The organism is Megasphaera paucivorans (assembly GCF_900103535.1).
GTDB lineage: Bacteria > Bacillota > Negativicutes > Veillonellales > Megasphaeraceae > Megasphaera_A > Megasphaera_A paucivorans.
The window spans coordinates 16,818-33,592 of the sequence record NZ_FNHQ01000006.1 but is presented as its reverse complement, the minus strand read 5'-3'; the positions used below and the strand labels follow the sequence as shown (position 1 = coordinate 33,592).

Here is a 16,775-nt window from a genome sequence, read left to right as displayed (position 1 = left end):
AGGTTAAATTTTACTATTATTAGCTGGACGAAAGTGGTATCGTTAACTATAATGATATATAATAATACTTTTTAAATCGAAAGGATACGATACTTCAATAATAGAAAGGGGACAGTATAACGATGGACAAAGAAAAAAATAACTGTAATGCCTGCAGTGCGGATGATACTTGTAGTACAAACTGCAAAAAAACATCACCGCAGACCGTTTCCGATAATTTTCAAGAAAAAATGAGTACCCTTATGAAAACCTTAAAAAAAGCGGCTAATGATGAACCAATAGGTATCAAAGAATATGAAGTATCTAAAGAATTTCTGGAATCTGTAATTCAATTAAGTCCTGAACGATCGGCGGAAATTGAATCCTATCTGAAGGCACTGAAAGATGCATATATGAAACAAGTTATTTTAAAATTCATGTGACAGATAGGTATCCATGATAAAATAGTTTTATGACTTATGATGACAGTCTTTTTTGGGATACATCCAACTTCGTTTTTTGCAAACAGGGCATTTGAGATAGTGCCAAGAAAAAAAATGAGGGGTAATTAACAATACATAAGGAGAAACTTTAAACGAAGCCATACAATTTTTACATTTAAAGTGGTGTTTTTTTGAAATATTCGTTATCTTTAGAAAGCAAAACAACAAAATAATTACAGATAGCATAATTAGAAAAAACAGTATATTCTGATGTGTCATAAGATACTCCTTTTGTGAAGAGAAGAAAGCGAAAAGTAGTTTCTTTTCAGGATAGAGCGTAAAACCTTGAATGTGTACGATTAGTATCACTTTATATCAAATACGATAGAAAATTAATATAGGATAATGCCTGAATATATGGCGTTTTTGATAAAAGTAAAAAATGGAAATATTTTTGGAAAATTTAAAAGTAAAGTGATATAATAAAAATATCAAGGAGTAGATAATTAGAGTCAGACTAATTATCGAAACTTTCCGGTTATATAACCGGATTGCAGAATTCCTTCAGGAAAGGTTAGTTGGTTAAACCTTTCCACCATATCAGCGAAAGCACCCACAATGGCGTGAGTGCTTTCTTACTTTATATTGTCTATTTTATGTGAATAAAATAAAACCGTATAATTCTGGCTGCTGACCCAGGCACCGGGATGATGTTTGAAACCTGTTTGTAAAGTTGTGCAGTTATAATTCTGCATTCCTGCCTGAATAATATGGGGACCTTCATCTGTTATATGCATATATGCTGTATTTGATGGACGAATAATTACAATATGTCCGGGCTTATTTGCCTGTTGATTTTTAAATGCAGCAATTACTAAATAACCGCGGTTAGCTAAAGATTGTGCTTGCCATGGGTTATTTAACAAGTTCCAGCCATAGCTGCGGCCCTTTGTTTGCAGCCAATCATATTGTGCATTTGCGAGAAACATTTGAGGGTGTTCTGGAGGCCGCAGTATATAAATATGATTGGCCGCGGCAGCAGCAGCAACAAAGGCACTGCAATGGCTGGTCAATGGTTTTTCCGTATCATCCGTTTCTCCTGTAGCCCAGTGTATTGGCTGTTTAGGCAGCCAATGATGCTCTACATCTAAATGGTCAAGTATAGATAATAAATGCTGTCCGTTACTGTTTATCCGTGCTATGTCATGATTTTCATTTGGAGAAGTGACAGATGCGGCAGCTGATACAGAAGATGCAGTAAAATTGAAAGGCAGATTCAATGCATTTAAAGTATAACTGCTAAACAAGAGAAAGAGTATAAATCCTATCCATGTTGATATTTTTTTCATAATAATGCCTCTTTTCAATATACATGAATGCAGCCTTACTATAAATTTATTATAGATGTATGCTCAATATAGCATTTTCTTTTTCTTTTTACAATAAGAATAGCGCGGCAAGTGAGAATAATGACAGTTACTACATTCAATATGGTGCATGACATCGGATGGTATTGATATATCCATGGGGAGATGAGTGTCGTTTGACTGCTGGGTTATTTTTTATTCGACAGGCCGACATTTGCGTATTATAATAAATATAAGGAAAGGGAACGCACCGTATGGAAAATAAATAAGGAGAGGAGACTTGTTATGTTGAATAAAGAGCCGGATTATAAAACGCAGGCGTCCATACTCATGGCAACGATGGAAAAAGTAGATAAAAATGAAAAAATAAGTATTGATGAATATGAAACATCGCATCGGTTATTAGACGCACTTAGTACAATCAAACCGGAAAAAGCGGCAGAAATTCATAAACGTATTACGGCATTGGAAAAAGCCTATTTAGCTTCCAAAATCACAACAGCGCCGCCGATGCATACAGGACAATGAGTAACAGACGTTAAATGGTACTAATTACGGCGAATATTCTGCCGTAGATGGTACTGGTAAGATATAGTTACTAATTTATATTAATTAAAAAAGTGAAGTGAGGTGAGAAATATGGGATTACAAGCGGCATTTATTTTTTTAGGGAACGGCAATGATCCGGAAAAACAAAAAGCAACAATCAATTGTCCGCATATGGATTTGCATGTTATCGGGGTAGACAGTTATGAAGCTGCTGCAAACGTAGCAAGTAAGTTGGCTGAGCAAGGGGTTGGAGCCATTGAACTTTGCGGCGGATTTGGAATTGAAGGAACAGCACTAGTTAAAAAAGCTGTAGCAGGTAAGGCTGTTATCGGCGTAGTCCGTTTCGATGGACATCCGGGACTGAAAAATAAAAGCGGGGATGAAATTTTTTGATTTAATATGTCAAGGGCGTCGTATTAAGCTGATTTGCTTAAACGGCGCCTTTGTTTATATAAAAATAATATCATATATAGGGGATGTAATTATGGATAATGTAAAACAAAAAGCATTTGACTTTATTGACAATCATCATGAAGAGATGATGTCCTTGTGGGAAAAATTGGTAAGTATAGAAAGTGGCTCTTTAAATAAACGCGGGATTGATGCTGTAGCTGAAGAAATAAAGAATCAATTAGATGGTATAGGAGCTAGTACGACCATAATTTCTATGGATAAAGCGGGAAATATGCTTACTTCTCTTTCCGGAAAGGTAAAAGCAGCTCCCGTATTGATTTTAGGACATATGGATACAGTGTTTGCCGATGGGACCTTAAAAAATCAACCTTTTATAGTAAAAGAGGGAAAGGCTTACGGCCCCGGAATATTGGATATGAAAGGCGGTATTGTTATTGCACTGTATGTAATGAAGGCACTTCATTATGCAGGATATGCTGTTCGCCCTGTTAAACTTATCTTGGCGGGAGATGAAGAGATTGGGCACCGCAATTCTGATGCGGCTAAACGCATAATAGAAGAAGCTAGCGGTGCAGTTGCTGCTTTTAATTGTGAAACGGGGTTTTTAGATAATGGAATTGTAGTACAGCGTAAAGGATCGGCTGTTTTTAAAATGGATGTGACTGGGATTGCCGTCCATGCAGGCAATGAGCCGGAAAAAGGAAGAAGTGCTATTTTAGAAATAGCACATAAGGTCATTGCTATTCAAAATCTCACGGATTGGAAAAAGGGAACAACCTTCAATGTAGGTGTTATCAGTGGGGGCACTGTTGTTAATGCGGTTCCGGGACAAGCCTCTATCCAAATTGATGTTCGATATGTAGAACCCGATTATTTGGACCATATTTGCGAACAAATAGAAAATATAGCGAATAAAAAGTATGTCTCCGATACAACCACGACGCTTACTCAGTTAGCCGGATTTTCTCCCATGAAGCATACTGCAGAAAATGATGCTTTATTTGAGGTAGTCAAAAAAACATATGCTGAATTGCAACTGGCAGCACCGTATGCAAAAATAGTTGGTGGTGGATCGGATTCAGCATATGCGGTTATTGCCGGAGTTCCTGCGGTTTGTGCTATGGGAGTCAAAGGGGGGAAAAATCATAGTCCACAGGAGTTTGCTGTTGTGGATACGTTGTTTGAAAGAGCTAAAATATTGGCTGCCTGTATTATCAATCGGGATACCTGCTTATGAGATCCATCATGATGGATGGAAATAATATAGAGTAAAAAACACGCATTGTATAAATGATTTTATTTATACAATGCGTGTTTTTTTGTAATACCTATATAAGTTAAATTGTTATTTTATGTTTATAGACATAAAAGGCGATAGTAGCAATGATAATACAGATAATAGTTATCCACATAGCATTTCCGCCATTGATTTCTTGAATTAAGCCATAGCCAAGCCAAACCTCCAGTGCAACTGACGGAAGTTTTCCAATAATAGTAGCTAATGTATGGTCACGAAAAGATAAATGACTGAGGGCCCCCAGTGTAGTGATAAGAACATTGGGAGAAAAAGGAATCAGACGAGCGATAAACATTTCTTTGAAATTGCTGTAAGAATCCATTTTTTCTAAAATCTTGTTTTTTTCAATGCATTCATGGGCCTTGTTTCGGAAGAAGAAACGAATAATGCAGAAAGCCATGATATTGCCGATAACTTCTCCGATCCAACAGAGAAGGATGCCAGGCATCAATCCGAAAATACGGCCGCTGACAGTTAATACTTCAATAGAAGGTAATCCTGTCATATTGGTTATGACAATAATAAGAATAGTCATAATCATTGCCATATAGCCAAAAGAAGCGATATAAGCAGCAATACCGTTTATATTTCGATCTTGAATCATCATGAATACAGTCCGGTAAAAACCAGGAACAAAAAGCTCAATAGAGAAAAAAAGTAAAATGAGAAGTGCTATGGCACCTAGTTTTATACAAGTTTGATGTTTTGATTTCATGAGTTTCTCCTTTTCTATTCCGTACAAAGTATCATAACACATATTAGAAAAAAATTCTCTAAGAATTCTAAATAAATATAGACTGTAATAAAAAAATAATAACATAATCGGTAACTGCAGTAAATTATGTAAAAGATATTCTACATTCAGTATATATATTTTTTACTCTGGAAGAGTTTTCTAGATATATTGTAAACTCAATTAAAATAATTAAAAGTTGGCATATCAACAACAAAAGTATATTCTTAATAAATAATTTAAGGAGGTGCCGGCATGGAACAGAAAAGGACAGAAGCGATTATTTTTTGTGGTTTATTTGCAGCTTTAACGGTTATAGGAGCTTTTATTAAAATACCTACAGGGAATGATGTATTTACCTTGCAATTTTTATTTACGCTGCTGGCAGATTTGCTTTTAGGAGGCCGGTTAGGGGCGGCTGCTGTTGGTACATATGTGGTGCTGGGATAGCAGGAATTCCTGTTTTTGCTAACGGCGGCGGTTCGGCATATGCGCTGCAGCCTACTTTTGGATATCTGATAGGTTTTACTCTGCAGGCTGCTATTGTGGGATATATGTCACGACATATATCTGCAATTGCAAGAATGTATTTATTTTTTATTAATTTACTGGGAATGGCCGTAGTATATGTATTGGGATTGGCGTATTTTTATATGATATCTAACTATGTTATTGATATACCCGTAACCTCATGGAATTTACTGCTGTATGGAGCAATTTTACAAGCACCGGGAGATGTTTTTTATATGTGCGGTTGGGGCATTTTTAGCGGAAAAATGTTATAAGGCGGGAATTTGGCGGCAGATGTAATTAAAATAAAGGTGGGGATTGATATGGAAAATGTGTTTGTGTCACAGGTACGGGTACAGATATAGGGAAGACGTACGTTTCTGGTTTAATTGTAAAAAAAAATAAAAGATAGTGGTAATTCCGCATCGTATTATAAAGCGGTTTTGGACGTACGGGAAAGATGGTTGCTTGTGAATATGCTATTACTCCTTATATTATGTGTATTTCAAAAGGTCTTACAGGTGGGTATATGCCCATGTCTATTGTGATTACAACGCAAAAATATAGGATGTTTTTTATGCGGAATATAAGGAGGAAAAAGCATTTTTGCATAGTCATACGTATAGTGGAAATCCGTTAGGATGTGCAGTTGCTTTAGGGGTATTGCGTATTTTTCAAACACAGTCGGTGCTGCGGCAAGTACAAGAAAAATCACAGTGGTTAACGACTAGATTTCAAGAAGTGCTTGGAGAAAATCCTCATGTAGGCGAAATCCGACATATAGGATTCATTTATGCTTTAGAATTAGTGGAAAATCTTCAGGATAATCGGGTGGGATATAAAATTTATAAAAAAGCACTTGAACAGGGGCTTATTCTACGACCGCAGGGAAATGTGATTTATTTTAATCCACCGCTTAATATAAAAAAACGAGAATTAAGTTTAGCGATGAGACGAACACAAGAATTTATAAAAGAAGTGCTTTTATCATAGATATAAATTGCGGTTTCATCTATATATATTTTGCTGTTTGTTATATAATATTGGCAGTAATTATCATAATATAGCAGAAGTGGAGACGGAATATGCTGAAAAATTATAATACCAGGCATCCTTTTCATGAAAATGCCGCACAGATATTGAAATATATTGGCCCCGGTATATTAATTACAGTTGGGTTTATCGATCCGGGAAATTGGGCTGCTAATATGGCTGCAGGTGCAGAATATGGGTATTCACTGTTATGGATGGTAACGTTATCAACTGTTATGTTGATTTTTCTCCAGCATAATGTGGCTCATTTAGGGATTGTTACCGGATTATGCTTATCAGAAGCAACAACGGCATATTTACCAAAACCCTGTTCACGGGTAATATTATGTACGGCTGTATTAGCGGCAGCAGCTACGGCTATGGCGGAAATCCTTGGAGGCGGCATAGCTGTTACTATTTTGACGGGGTTGCCTATTGGTATTTCTGCTGTTTTAACGGCTGTTTTTTGCTTTATTCTTTTATGGACAAATTCTTATAAAAAATTAGAGAAAATTATTATTGGCTTTGTTTCTCTTATCGGCATATCGTTTTTATTGGAATTAAGTATGGTTAATGTTGACTGGGGAAGTGCAGCGGCAGGAGCTGTTGTGCCATCTCTGCCGACAGGTGCGGTTCCTATTGTTATGAGCGTTTTGGGGGCGGTGGTTATGCCCCATAACTTATTTCTTCACTCTGAAGTGATTCAAAGCAGACAATGGAATTTAGAAAATGCGGATGTTATAAAAAAACAATTGCAATATGAGTTTCTCGATACGATTTTTTCTATGAGTATTGGCTGGGCTATTAACAGTGCCATGATTATTGTTGCTGCGGCTGTATTTTTTTCACAAAATATTCCTGTAGAAGAAATACAACAAGCACAAATTATGTTAGAACCTATGCTGGGAAAAGGCGCTGCGCTGATTTTTGCAATTGCACTTTTTTTTGCCGGAATAGCTTCCACGACAACGGCGGGGATGGCTGGCGGCAGTATTTATGCAGGAATTTTTGGAGAAGGATATAATATTAAGGATTATCATTCTTGGCATGGAGTTGCGCTGATATATGCGGCTGCTTTAGGTATTATTTTTTGCATTACAGATCCGTTTCAAGGTCTTGTATATTCTCAAATAGCGTTAAGCATCCAACTTCCCATTACGATTTTTACTCAGATTTACCTGACATCATCGACTCAGGTTATGGGGAAATATGCCAATACAAAACTGCAAAAGGGGATTTTGGGATGTATTGCATTGTTAGTCACGCTATTTAATATAATGCTTTTAGCAGAAATGTTTTAGGATACCGACAGCTAATTGTGCGAAATAGAAAAGTTCTTGCTTGTTTCCCGATTTTATGGTATTCTACGATATACAAGTCTTAGAAAAATAGGAGTATACAAACGATGAATTTAGCAGGACAACGTTGGGGCGATTTACCGGAAGATATTCGTATGCGTTTGCTTTCTGATGTAGAAATTGAAGCGGATACATGTGAGCCAGAAGGAAGACACAAAATTTTAGCTTTATTTATTTTTAAAGAACAACATGCCATTGTTGAAGGTACGATTCGGATGGTGTTAGGACTTAATCATACGGTTCTTTCTTTTAGTGTTGCCGTAGATGATGATTCGGTACTGGAAGAATTAGAAGATGTAGAAGATTTGATGGGACAGCCGCGAAGCAGCATTTATTCATGATTACATGGATAAGCTGCTTATTTTTATCCATATAATAAGCAGAAGATAGATCGAGTTGTGAGGTTATCAAAACGAGTTCTTTTTGAATTATTTACATAGTTGTCTCGCCTCCTTTACGAAATGTTTAAATATATTTTTTATACTGAAACTGTACAGTTCATTCAAACTAAAAAATATGAACGTAAATTTTTTATGGGGGAGGAATTAATATGGCTGGTGAACGTGTATTGTTTTTGAAAGAATTTGTGGAAAATCCGCGTAAAGTCGGAAGTGTAACACCGAGCTCTAACTATTTGACAAGAACCATGTTGAAACAGCTTCTATGGCAAAATATCAATTCTATTGTCGAATTGGGTGCAGGAACCGGTGTTTTTACGCAGTATATTATAGAGCATAAACAAGGTAACTGTCAGGTTGTTGCTGTAGAACAAGATAAGTTGATGTACTATCGGCTAAAAGTACGCTATCCTTCTATTCTTATGGGACGGGAAGCAGAAAATCTTGTCTATATTCTTTATAAACACAACCTGAAGCGGGTTGACTGCATCATCTCGGGACTGCCTTTTTCTAATATGGAAAAAATAGAGCGCGAACGAATTATTATGGCTGTTGAATCGGGTTTAAAGCAGGGCGGCATTTTTGTGCTATTCCAATATTCGTTACAGATGCGCAGCATGTTGAAACAATATTTCAGTGAAGTACATGTTAGTTTGGAGGTGCGGAATTTTCCGCCGGCTTTTATATATGTATGCCGAAAGTGAATCTTTATAATTTTATGGGATAGAGCTGTGGCGTTTTTGTGCCATAGCTTTTTTTATCGATGAAAACGATAACCTGCACCCCATACTGTTTCAATATATTGCGGGGAAGCCGTATCGATTTCAATTTTTTCACGCAGTCGATTGATATGAACCGAAACAGTTGCTGTATCACCGACGGCATCCATTCCCCATACCCGGTCAAGTAATGTTTCCTTGCTGAAAACAATGCCGGGATTTGCTGCTAAAAAAGAGAGTAGTTCAAATTCACGATTTGTAAGAAAGATTTCTTTGTCTTTCATGAAGGTGCGGTGAGAATCTATTTGAATTTCAAGTTCGCCATTTCGTAAAATTTTGCTGTCGAATTCGGGATGAGTTAATTGTTGGTATCGGGATATATGGGCTTTAACACGTGCGACTAATTCATTAGGACTGAAAGGTTTAACAACGTAATCATCTGCACCTAATCCTAAACCACGAATTTTATCAATATCTTCACGGCGTGCGGACACCATTAAAATAGGAATATTTTTTTCTTCACGTATTTCACGGCAAATAGTAAAACCATCTTGCCCTGGCAGCATGATATCAAGCAGAATGAGAGAATAGGTATTGTGTAGTGCTCTTTGCAGGCCGATAGTACCGTTGTTGGCTATGTCTACTTCAAATTCGTTAGCTTCTAAATAATCACGTTCCAGTTCGGCAATTCCTTTATCATCTTCAATGATTAAAAGTTTCTTCATGAGAACCCACCTTTACTTTTGGTAATTCTATACAAATAGTTAGCCCTTGCGCCGTAGTTTGCTGGGCCCAAATAAGTCCTCCCATGGCAGTAATGATTTGCTTTGCAATAGCCAAGCCAAGCCCGCTGCCGTCAGCGACGTTGGGACGAGCCGGATCTGCACGGTAAAAACTATCAAATAATTTGGGTAAATCTTCTTTTTTTACGCCGATACCGTTATCGGTAAAGTCAAGACGTATCTGTTCCGGTGATATACCCCATAGATTGATTGTAAGTTTACCAGTTGGACCTTTTTTGTACTTTAAACTATTTTCAATTAGATTTTCTATCACTCGCTGAAATTGCATACGATCTATATTGACAACAGCGGTTAATATATGTGTATTAACTTCTATGGCTAATCCCCGCAGCTGCCAGCTGGTGCTGTTCTCATGGATATAGTGGGTTAGATAGGTTGGAATATTTACCATTTTCCAATGGAAAGGAGCCTGCCCTAATTCTAACTTTGAAAATAAAAAAAGGGTATTGACAAGTTTTTCCATAGTAATAGAAGTTTGATAAATCATGGCTAAATAATGTTCTTTTTTTTCAGGAGTGCCGGCAATGCCGTCAATAAGGCCGCTGGTATATCCTTTGATACTGGTGAGAGGTGTTGAAAGATCATGAGAAATACCGGCAATAAGTTCACGGCGATTTTTTTCATATTTTTCACGGGTTTCTCTAGCAGATTTCAATTGAAGACGCATTTTTTCAAACTCGCGGCATGTATCACCTAATTCATCGTGAGTGTCGGAAGTAATGGGGTGATTTAGATTTCCTTTACTGATTTCTCCAGTCATATATCTTAATTTTTCCAAAGGTTGAATGATTTGAAATGATAATTGATGGGAAAGGTATATACCCATAAGTATAATAATACAGGCCGCAATGCTAATAATAATAAATGCCAGTGTTTCCAGAACATCTTTAAACCCATGAGGAATAATACTATCTTTTATGACAAAAGGGATATTTCCGACGGCCAAGACCTGCATCATTGTTTTTGACGAAATATAACGGAAAATAAGTTGATGACTATCCCATAAAAATATAGGACCGGGTTGGGGATGTTGGTTGTGTACTTGAATTGCTAAACTTTGGCTATCTCCCCGATTTGTTTCATAAATAAGTATATTTCCCTTGAAAATTGCAAGTTTGAGACCGTGTTCTTCTAGATTATGACATATTTCCTGCAATTTATATGATTGAGAATCATTTTGATGATCCAATTGAGTTCGCAATTGACTAAGAGACATTTGCAGGGATAAAGAGGAGCCACTTTCCGGCCATAATAAAGAAACTTCTTTTTCACGTGAATTGCCAGTCATTCTCAGTCCGATAATTATCATACCTCCGATGACCAGTAAAAGCAGTACCGGAATAAAGACCATAGTAAAATTCGAAAAAAGAAGCCGATTGCGAACTGATAAATCACGTATTTTTTTCATGTTTATCTCCTTACATCTCAAACATATAATTACGTTATTACACTATAAGCCAAAAATTTAAATAGAGATTAAACAAAAAATAAATATATGATAATAGTTTATGTAGTTATAAAAAATAATATATAGTATATTGGTAAGTTGTTTAATTTTTATTTAACTCTTTTGTGTATAGTAAGTTTATGGTATACTAGTGGTTACGAAATTTGGTATACCGCCAAAGGAGATGTAATGATGGATTTTTTAGTAAATGTATGGGATCCGAATAGTATGTTTTGGATTCAGCAACATGTTGTAGTGCATAGTTTTCTCACGCCCTTTATGATTGGTCTTTCCGCTGCTGCAAAGGATGGAGGAATATGGGTTATTTTGGGATTGATTTTATTTTTTCGCAAAGAGTATAGGGAAGTGGGAATCACGTTATTGGCAGCACTTCTTTGTGTGGCTGTTTTTGGTGATGGAATATTAAAGCATGCTGTTATGCGATTGCGCCCTTGCATTGACTATCCTTGGGTGCCAATGGCGATTCATACTCCGGCAGTAAATGATTATTCGTTTCCATCTTGCCATTCGTATGGATCTTTTGCTTCCGCAACTGTATTATTTTGCTATTATAAAAAATGGGGAATTTCGGCATTTGTCTTATCGGTATTCATTGCTTTTTCACGACTCTACCTCTTTGTTCATTACCCTACAGATGTTGCAGCAGGTGCTTTGTTGGGGATTGGAACGGGTATAGGCGCATATTTTTGCGTTAAGTTTGTTATTACATGGCGCAAAAGCAGGGTCCGGCAATATAGCAGCATACAGAAAAATGGCAATAAGTAAACGGTATTTATTGTGAATTAAGATATAATATGGACGACGGCGGTGTCGTCTATTTATATTCTTGACAAATGATAGGCTGCATTGGATAATAGATTCATTGGGGAGTTTTTCCCTATAGAACCATTTCAGGAGGTTATTATATAATGTATACATATGAACCGCAAGGAGTTTGTTCACGCGAAATTTCATTTGATATTAAGGATGGAATTGTAAAACAAGTTTCTTTTGTGGGTGGTTGTTCAGGCAATCTGCAGGGAATAGGAAAACTTGTGGAAGGTATGCGGATAGAAGATGTTATAGCCAGATTATCTGGTATTCACTGTGGAAATAAAGAAACATCATGTCCAGATCAATTCTCCAAGGCGTTAAAAAAGTACGTCCGTTCTTAATGTTGTATAAATAATAGACGATACTGTTAAGGGGGAACGTAGTATTTGTTACCATCTGCCATATTTACGGCAGATGGTTTTTATTATATAAAAAACAGACAGTACTGTTACAATAAATGCAGCAGTGCTGTCTGTTTCTTATGAAGAAAGATGTATGTGTGAATTCTTTTTGTATTTATTTAAATTCTTTACCTGTCAGCATCTGATAAGCTTCTTTATATTTCTCAATCGTTTTGACAATGACTTCTTGAGGCAAAAGGAAATCATTGTCTGGATTGGCTTTCAGCCAATCACGGACAAACTGTTTATCATAAGAAGGTTGAGATTGACCGGGTTTATAGCCTGCGAGAGGCCAGAAACGAGAACTGTCAGGTGTCAGCATTTCATCGCCAAGTACGATATTGCCTGCATCATCGAGACCAAATTCAAATTTAGTATCAGCAATGATAATGCCATGAGAAAGTGCGTAATCTGCACATTTTTTGTAGAGGGCAAGAGTATAGTCGCGTATTTTTTCGGCATATTCCCTGCCTTTTCCAGGAAATGCTTTTTCGAGATATTCCATACCCTGTTCAAGAGTTACATTTTCATCATGATCGCCAATTTCAGCTTTTGTACTGGGAGTGAAAATCGGTTCAGGCAGTTTGTCTGATTCGACAAGTCCTTCCGGTAATTGAATTCCGCAGACCGCTCCTGTTTCTTTGTAACTTTCCCAGCCACTGCCGGTGATGTAGCCGCGGACAATGCACTCCATGGGAATCATGGTCAGTTTTTTGCATTTCATGCTGTTACCATTGAATTCTTTTTGTTGAAAATATTCAGGCATATCTTTAGCATCAACGGAAATCATATGATTTGGGATGATATCTTTTGTAAGATCAAACCAGAATTTGGACATTTGAGTCAAAATAGCGCCTTTTTGTGTGATTTTGTTTTTAAGAATGTGGTCAAAGGCGGAAATGCGGTCTGTGGCAACCATGATGATGCTGTCACCGGCGTCATAGACTTCGCGCACTTTGCCTGATTTGAACGGTGTGTATTCTTTCATTATCTCTGCCCCCAAATAATAATTTTAATGGTATATATAACCTGAATATTATCATATCATAGATTAGGCTTATGGTCGATTGTTTTTTTTAAAATTCAAATATGATAAAATCTATATTGCATATGTGATATTTATGTTATAGTTATAAAAAATGTATATCAGGTAATTATTCTTCTTTAGCATTTTGCGAATGATGAATTTCGTATTATGATAGTACTATAGACAACATGGTGATATTCTAATATTTTTGGCAGAAGTCCGATGTGGGAGAAGGAGACAGAATGAGGGATATATTAGTTAGTAAAATAACAGTACCAACTTTAGATGATAAAGTGATACCAAGAAGAAAACTTTATTCAAAATTATCAAAAATTCTCCAGTATCCCGTGACTGTTTTGACTGCTGGAGCAGGATATGGAAAGACAACGACTTTAGTACAATATTTGTCAGAAAAACAACAGCGCTTACCCTTGGGATGGTATAATCTAGGGCCGGAGGACAGCAGTTTATACTTTTTTTCTATTTATTTGGCAGCGGCAATGGATTCGTTATTTCCTGGGATTAAATCATGGTATTGTGCCCATGTAGAACAGGAAGATGATTTAAGCTGGAATATCCTTTTTTTTAGTCTCATGCTGGGAATTGAAAAATTTGATACTCTTGAGGCAGAAGGGTATGTAGTCATTGATGATTGGCAAAGTGTCCAAAAAGATTCTGATATCTGTACATTCTTTGATCGTTTTCTGGCCAGCATTCCGGCACATATTCATGTGATTATTTTGTCACGGGAGTATGTTAATTTACCGCAGATAGAACGATTGCGCATGAAAGGAAGCGTTCTTGATTTTTTTCCTACTGACTTTCTTTTTACTTCTGACGAAATAGAAGAATTTCTTCATTTAGTCACCTCGTCTTCTCTTGAAAAGCAAGAGATAAATATGATATGGGAGCAAACGGAGGGCTGGATTATTGTTGTCAAGCTATTGGCGAATCAATTTAAGGAAAATCCAGGGCATTTGATGGTAGATGCCAGCAGTCATATTGGAATGGAACATTTTTTTGAATATTTGAGTCATGATGTCTTTAGCCGGCAAGCTCCGGAAATACAAAATTTTCTTATGATGACATCGCTGGTTGAGAATTTTGATTTAGCGTATTGCCGGGAAATAGTTTGCCGGGACGCACCTGTTGATGCGATTGATTTGCTGGAATCTGTGATTAAAACAGGACTTTTTATCTCACGTATAGGAAATCGGGTGTATCGCTACCATTCGCTATTTAAAGAATTTTTACGACTTGAAGCGGCTGTTCGTTTTCAAAATATAAAAATCATATATAAAAATATTGGAGAGTTTTATTACAAACAAAATTCCAGCGAATCGGCACTTCATTTTTATATTTTAGCAGAACAGTGGCAAAAAGCGTCTGAGATTCTGGCACAAGTTTGCCGGTATTGGGTGAACAGCGGCAGACAAAAAGTTTTTGGTGACTATCTATTTAAATTGCCCCATAAATATCAGCAAAATCCTTGTATATACTTAGCTTTGGGGGACTGGGCACGTTTTTCCAGTTCCTATGGAAAAGCTGTCTATTGGTATAAACAAGCAGAAAAACAATTTAAGGACAAACATGATTTTTTAGGTTGGAGTCAGAGCTGTCATGGTTTAGGAGAAGTATATCTTGATATCATCCAGCCCAATCAGGCTCAAAAGTACCTGCGTCAGGCGTATAAACTACTGGGGAGCAGGCAGGAGGATGAAAAAGGCGAGCTTTTATACCTTATGAGTGAAAATGCGATCAATCATGGACAGTCTCGCAGGGCAGAACGATATTTACGGCTGCGTCATCATGTGGTCCCCTTTAACAGGGTTGATAAAAATAATCTACAGGCTCGAATCTTGCTGCGTACAGGTCAAATACAAAAAGTAATAACCTTGCTGGAACGAAAATTAAAATCTGAAGATATAGATCGCACACCCTGCTCCTTTCGTGAAAGTTCATTGATTTTGTCTCTTTGTTATTCCTACATGGGAGATTCGGAACGTGCTTTGAAATATGCTCGTTCCAGTATTATTTTTGCTGATAAAATACAATCTCCTTTTATTGCAGTCATTGGTTATGTGAGAACGGGACATGCATTGCTGTTGGATTATCGCCACACGAGAGAAATTTGCCGGCAAGCCTATGAAAAGGCACAGATAATGGCAGATGAATTAGGAATAGAACGCGGGAAAACAGAAATATATGAAGGCCGATGTTTAATGGAGGCACTTGACGGTAACTGGACAGAAGCAGAGCAAATAGGCTTGCAGGCTATTGCTATTTCTGAAAAAGGCCATGATGCTTGGTTTACGGCTATGATGTATCATACGTTAGGTATGAGCGCAGCGTTATGCCGTCATTATAATGAAGGAGAGGCGTATTCCTGCAAAGCGTTAGCTTTGTTTGAAAAATGTGGAGACTATTTTGGACAATCTGCATGTTATTGGCAGCTCACTTATCAATATTACCATTTGAAAGAACAAAAAAAATTCTGCAATTCATATGAACAATTACTTTATTACTGTAAAAAATATCATGTTTCTTTTTTATTGGAACAAAAAACTTTTTTGGGAGATGTGACGGGTTTTACCATTGTCCCGTTTCGAGAATATTATGAATTTTTACAGCAAGATTCTTTGCAATCTTGTCATCGCTTGAAACAAGAGTATTTTCCGACTTTATATATAAAGACGTTTGGTGGTTTTAAGATTTTGTGTCAAGGGCAGGAAATCAGCAGTCAAAAATGGCATCGTAAAGCAGCAAAGCAATTGTTATTTTTATTGATTGCTATGCGGGAGGCACCGGTTGACAAGGAAAAATTAATGCTGTTTCTTTGGCCGGATGTGGAAAAGAAAGTTGCACTTGGAAATTTTAAGGTTGTTTTAAATCAATTGATAAAAATTTTGGAGCCCGACCGCAAGCCTAGAACGGAAAGCAAATTTATTGTAAAAAAAGATACATCCCTGCAATTAGTAATCAATGCAGCGTGCTTGACTGATGTAGAACAGTTTGAACGTGCTGTTATGGAAGCGGACACATGGCTCCGCAGAGATAAAGAACAAAGTAAGCAACTGTTTCTGCGAGCACTCGCTTTGTATGAAGGCGAATATCTTGCCGGTGAATATTTGGATGATGTATCACTGCGGGAGCGTGACCGTCTGCAACTTATGGCGATTAAAAGCGCGGAAAAATTGTCAAGTTTGTATGTACAGCAAAAAGAATATGAACAGGCATTTTCATGGGCAGAGCGTATATTGAAAATTGATAATTGCTGGGAAAGAGCGTATCAATTAAAAATGCAATGTTATGGAGAACAACATAATAAGTCACTATTGGAAAGGGTATATCGGCAGTGTGTGATCACGTTAAGAAGTGAATTAGCTATAGAGCCATCCGAAGAAACCAATCATATATATCAAACTTACAAATCCTATTGAGAAAAAAGAACTGTCCTTTAGAAA

The 16,775-nt window shown here is 36.9% G+C and carries 18 protein-coding genes and 1 pseudogene; 14 read left to right on the top strand and 5 right to left on the bottom strand.

From position 1 onward, the window contains the following. Positions 1–122: 122 nt before the first annotated feature. Positions 123–422, top strand: coding sequence for a hypothetical protein (locus tag BLR11_RS03875; protein ID WP_091648365.1), 300 nt, complete (start codon positions 123–125; stop codon positions 420–422). A 635-nt stretch (positions 423–1,057) separates the two neighbouring features. Here BLR11_RS03875 and BLR11_RS03870 read toward each other — a convergent pair. Further along, positions 1,058–1,771 (bottom strand): hypothetical protein, encoded by a 714-nt coding sequence (locus tag BLR11_RS03870; RefSeq protein WP_218118720.1) that lies wholly within the window; start codon positions 1,769–1,771, stop codon positions 1,058–1,060. Positions 1,772–2,074: 303 nt separating this feature from the next. Here BLR11_RS03870 and BLR11_RS03865 point away from each other — a divergent pair, with 303 nt between their 5' ends. The 3 genes from BLR11_RS03865 to BLR11_RS03855 all read left to right on the top strand — a co-directional run bounded on the left by BLR11_RS03865 (position 2,075) and on the right by BLR11_RS03855 (position 3,989). Then, a complete protein-coding gene (locus tag BLR11_RS03865) occupies positions 2,075–2,317 on the top strand; it encodes a hypothetical protein (protein ID WP_091648364.1) in 243 nt (80 codons plus the stop codon). A gap of 111 nt (positions 2,318–2,428) precedes the next feature. Further along, positions 2,429–2,731, top strand: coding sequence for a DUF6506 family protein (locus BLR11_RS03860; protein WP_091648362.1), 303 nt, complete (start codon positions 2,429–2,431; stop codon positions 2,729–2,731). Positions 2,732–2,822: 91 nt separating this feature from the next. Continuing rightward, the gene (locus BLR11_RS03855) at positions 2,823–3,989 is read left to right on the top strand and encodes a M20 family metallopeptidase (RefSeq protein WP_091648360.1); all 1,167 of its coding nucleotides are present in this window, start codon (positions 2,823–2,825) and stop codon (positions 3,987–3,989) included. Positions 3,990–4,089: 100 nt separating this feature from the next. On the opposite strand, the gene BLR11_RS03850 is transcribed toward BLR11_RS03855, so the two are convergent. Beyond that, entirely contained in the window at positions 4,090–4,764 is a 675-nt protein-coding gene (locus BLR11_RS03850; RefSeq protein WP_176762865.1) for a TVP38/TMEM64 family protein, read from the bottom strand. 273 nt (positions 4,765–5,037) lie between these two features. Between BLR11_RS03850 and BLR11_RS14285 the strand changes: the two genes are divergently transcribed. The 7 genes and pseudogenes from BLR11_RS14285 (at position 5,038) to BLR11_RS03825 (ending at position 8,784) form a co-directional block, all read left to right on the top strand. After that, positions 5,038–5,232: an ECF transporter S component gene (locus BLR11_RS14285; RefSeq protein ID WP_218118719.1), complete on the top strand. Its 195-nt coding sequence runs from the start codon at positions 5,038–5,040 to the stop codon at positions 5,230–5,232. Then, complete coding sequence (locus tag BLR11_RS03845; RefSeq protein WP_342707178.1) at positions 5,148–5,567, top strand: biotin transporter BioY; 420 nt, start codon at positions 5,148–5,150, stop codon at positions 5,565–5,567. Before BLR11_RS14285 ends, BLR11_RS03845 begins: the two co-directional genes overlap by 85 nt. 173 nt (positions 5,568–5,740) lie before the next feature. Next, a pseudogene (locus BLR11_RS14660) lies at positions 5,741–5,932 on the top strand (hypothetical protein); the annotation flags it as partial. Then, positions 5,899–6,285: an aminotransferase class III-fold pyridoxal phosphate-dependent enzyme gene (locus BLR11_RS03840; protein ID WP_218118717.1), complete on the top strand. Its 387-nt coding sequence runs from the start codon at positions 5,899–5,901 to the stop codon at positions 6,283–6,285. The pseudogene BLR11_RS14660 and the gene BLR11_RS03840, both read left to right, overlap by 34 nt. A gap of 92 nt (positions 6,286–6,377) precedes the next feature. Then, on the top strand, positions 6,378–7,625 hold the full coding sequence (locus BLR11_RS03835) for an Nramp family divalent metal transporter (protein ID WP_091648355.1): 1,248 nt from the start codon (positions 6,378–6,380) through the stop codon (positions 7,623–7,625). Positions 7,626–7,729: 104 nt separating this feature from the next. Then, on the top strand, positions 7,730–8,023 hold the full coding sequence (locus BLR11_RS03830; RefSeq protein WP_091648354.1) for a hypothetical protein: 294 nt from the start codon (positions 7,730–7,732) through the stop codon (positions 8,021–8,023). Positions 8,024–8,232: 209 nt separating this feature from the next. Beyond that, positions 8,233–8,784, top strand: coding sequence for a class I SAM-dependent methyltransferase (locus BLR11_RS03825; protein WP_091648353.1), 552 nt, complete (start codon positions 8,233–8,235; stop codon positions 8,782–8,784). Between the two features lie 53 nt (positions 8,785–8,837). Here the strand turns inward: BLR11_RS03825 and BLR11_RS03820 are convergent, their stop codons facing one another. Both BLR11_RS03820 and BLR11_RS03815 read right to left on the bottom strand, forming a co-directional pair. After that, positions 8,838–9,524 (bottom strand): response regulator transcription factor, encoded by a 687-nt coding sequence (locus BLR11_RS03820; RefSeq protein ID WP_091648352.1) that lies wholly within the window; start codon positions 9,522–9,524, stop codon positions 8,838–8,840. Further along, positions 9,502–11,010 carry a HAMP domain-containing sensor histidine kinase gene (locus tag BLR11_RS03815; RefSeq protein ID WP_091648350.1) on the bottom strand — a complete coding sequence of 503 codons (1,509 nt, stop codon included), beginning with the start codon at positions 11,008–11,010 and terminating at the stop codon, positions 9,502–9,504. The genes BLR11_RS03820 and BLR11_RS03815 overlap by 23 nt, the downstream gene beginning before the upstream one ends. Positions 11,011–11,238: 228 nt before the next feature. Between BLR11_RS03815 and BLR11_RS03810 the strand changes: the two genes are divergently transcribed. Next, a complete protein-coding gene (locus tag BLR11_RS03810) occupies positions 11,239–11,835 on the top strand; it encodes a phosphatase PAP2 family protein (RefSeq protein WP_091648349.1) in 597 nt (198 codons plus the stop codon). Between the two features lie 143 nt (positions 11,836–11,978). Continuing rightward, positions 11,979–12,224: a TIGR03905 family TSCPD domain-containing protein gene (locus BLR11_RS03805; protein ID WP_091648346.1), complete on the top strand. Its 246-nt coding sequence runs from the start codon at positions 11,979–11,981 to the stop codon at positions 12,222–12,224. A 175-nt stretch (positions 12,225–12,399) separates the two neighbouring features. On the opposite strand, the gene BLR11_RS03800 is transcribed toward BLR11_RS03805, so the two are convergent. After that, positions 12,400–13,272 (bottom strand): phosphoribosylaminoimidazolesuccinocarboxamide synthase, encoded by an 873-nt coding sequence (locus BLR11_RS03800; protein WP_091648345.1) that lies wholly within the window; start codon positions 13,270–13,272, stop codon positions 12,400–12,402. Between the two features lie 281 nt (positions 13,273–13,553). Here BLR11_RS03800 and BLR11_RS03795 point away from each other — a divergent pair, with 281 nt between their 5' ends. Beyond that, positions 13,554–16,751, top strand: coding sequence for a winged helix-turn-helix domain-containing protein (locus BLR11_RS03795; protein ID WP_091648343.1), 3,198 nt, complete (start codon positions 13,554–13,556; stop codon positions 16,749–16,751). Positions 16,752–16,775 lie beyond the last annotated feature (24 nt).

Excerpts from the sequence above, each read along its gene's own strand:
- BLR11_RS03875 (WP_091648365.1), top strand. The coding sequence starts at position 123 with ATGGACAAAGAAAAAAATAACTGTAATGCCTGCAGTGCGGATGATACT.
- BLR11_RS03870 (WP_218118720.1), bottom strand. The coding sequence starts at position 1,771 with ATGAAAAAAATATCAACATGGATAGGATTTATACTCTTTCTCTTGTTT.
- BLR11_RS03865 (WP_091648364.1), top strand. The coding sequence starts at position 2,075 with ATGTTGAATAAAGAGCCGGATTATAAAACGCAGGCGTCCATACTCATG.
- BLR11_RS03860 (WP_091648362.1), top strand. The coding sequence starts at position 2,429 with ATGGGATTACAAGCGGCATTTATTTTTTTAGGGAACGGCAATGATCCG.
- BLR11_RS03855 (WP_091648360.1), top strand. The coding sequence starts at position 2,823 with ATGGATAATGTAAAACAAAAAGCATTTGACTTTATTGACAATCATCAT.
- BLR11_RS03850 (WP_176762865.1), bottom strand. The coding sequence starts at position 4,764 with ATGAAATCAAAACATCAAACTTGTATAAAACTAGGTGCCATAGCACTT.
- BLR11_RS14285 (WP_218118719.1), top strand. The coding sequence starts at position 5,038 with ATGGAACAGAAAAGGACAGAAGCGATTATTTTTTGTGGTTTATTTGCA.
- BLR11_RS03835 (WP_091648355.1), top strand. The coding sequence starts at position 6,378 with ATGCTGAAAAATTATAATACCAGGCATCCTTTTCATGAAAATGCCGCA.
- BLR11_RS03830 (WP_091648354.1), top strand. The coding sequence starts at position 7,730 with ATGAATTTAGCAGGACAACGTTGGGGCGATTTACCGGAAGATATTCGT.
- BLR11_RS03825 (WP_091648353.1), top strand. The coding sequence starts at position 8,233 with ATGGCTGGTGAACGTGTATTGTTTTTGAAAGAATTTGTGGAAAATCCG.
- BLR11_RS03820 (WP_091648352.1), bottom strand. The coding sequence starts at position 9,524 with ATGAAGAAACTTTTAATCATTGAAGATGATAAAGGAATTGCCGAACTG.
- BLR11_RS03815 (WP_091648350.1), bottom strand. The coding sequence starts at position 11,010 with ATGAAAAAAATACGTGATTTATCAGTTCGCAATCGGCTTCTTTTTTCG.
- BLR11_RS03810 (WP_091648349.1), top strand. The coding sequence starts at position 11,239 with ATGATGGATTTTTTAGTAAATGTATGGGATCCGAATAGTATGTTTTGG.
- BLR11_RS03805 (WP_091648346.1), top strand. The coding sequence starts at position 11,979 with ATGTATACATATGAACCGCAAGGAGTTTGTTCACGCGAAATTTCATTT.
- BLR11_RS03800 (WP_091648345.1), bottom strand. The coding sequence starts at position 13,272 with ATGAAAGAATACACACCGTTCAAATCAGGCAAAGTGCGCGAAGTCTAT.
- BLR11_RS03795 (WP_091648343.1), top strand. The coding sequence starts at position 13,554 with ATGAGGGATATATTAGTTAGTAAAATAACAGTACCAACTTTAGATGAT.